This is a genomic window from Allobosea sp. ASV33 (assembly GCF_016428755.1).
Classification (GTDB): domain Bacteria; phylum Pseudomonadota; class Alphaproteobacteria; order Rhizobiales; family Beijerinckiaceae; genus Allobosea.
The window spans coordinates 1-1,131 of the sequence record NZ_JAELTI010000193.1; the positions used below are offsets into that span (position 1 = coordinate 1).

2 protein-coding genes are annotated in these 1,131 nt (G+C 67.3%); both read right to left on the reverse strand.

The genetic code is table 11. From position 1 onward, the window contains the following. The coding region (locus JHD80_RS27050) for a serine hydrolase (RefSeq protein ID WP_248311813.1) at positions 1 to 447 on the reverse strand (447 nt) is incomplete at its 3' end. A 336-nt stretch (positions 448 to 783) separates the two neighbouring features. Then, positions 784 to 1,131, reverse strand: a 348-nt coding sequence (locus JHD80_RS27055; RefSeq protein ID WP_199093660.1) for a LytTR family DNA-binding domain-containing protein, incomplete at its 5' end; no start/stop codon positions are given.

The following is a 1,131-nucleotide window of genomic DNA, read 5'->3' on the forward strand; positions in this document are numbered from 1 at the left end:
GATCGCGGTCGTGCCCGGCCGATAGGCGGGCCGATGGCTCGACATCCAGTCCCAGTAGTAAGAGGCCTTGTAGGCCGCGAACGGGTTCTTCTCGTCAGGCGGTGTCGCGGGATCGGGCATCTCGCGCGGCAGGCCGGCCGAATGCGTCGCAAGGTCGAGGAGCGTGACCGGCCTGTCTTCGAAAGCCAGCGGCGTCTTGCCCGGCGGCGCATAGCCGGCAAGCGGAGCATCGAGCGAAACCTGTCCGGTCGCCGCCAGGGCAGCGAGCACATCGGTCGCGAAAACCTTCGAGACTGAGCCGACGCGAACGATCGAAGCGCCGTCCGGCTCCTTGCCGCTGCCCGGAGCGATCTCGCCATATCCGGCAATGAAGCTCTCCTCGCCGCGGACGACGGCGAGTATCAGGCCAGGCGCGCGCGCATTGAGGAACATTCCGACGCCGGCCATCGACGCCGCATCGCGCAGCGCGAGATCGTCGGCTTCCGCCCGCTGCGCGCACGCGGTCGATGCGATCGCAAACAGGGAGCAAAGCAAGAGCCGTGCGATTTTGCCCGCCGGCAGGCATCTCGGTTTCGGTGCGTCGAGGCGAGGGGGGCGGCGAAAAGGCATAGGCGGGGCGGGTCCGTCGAACGATGTCCGCATTGAGATCGTCCGCCTGCCGGGCGGCAAGCCCTGTTCGACCAACAGACATGCGGGTTCGACGAACGGCGCTCCAAGCCGAACTCATCGTGAGGAATCGGTTAAATGACCGAAGCTGGATGCCTCCCGAATCGGCCGCGGTTCTCAGACGCCGAGGCGCTTTCGCAGCTCCTGCCGATATTGTCGCGAGACCGGCCAGCCCTCGGCCACGCGGTTGAGGCCGACGGTCCAGCGATCGCCGGCGCGTCGGTCGAGGCCGTTGACATGCTGCAGGTTGACGACCGCCGTGCGGTGGATGCGCAGGAACGACGCCGAGGGCAGCATGCCCGTCCACAGCGCGAGGGGGCGTAGATCCAGCACGGCCGAACCGTCATGCAGCCAGACCTTCACATAGTCACGCGCAGACCGGACGCCGAGGATGGTTTGCGGCTCGACCCCGATGGTCTGCCCCGGCCGGCGCAGATAGATCAGTGGGACGAACGGTCTCGAGGC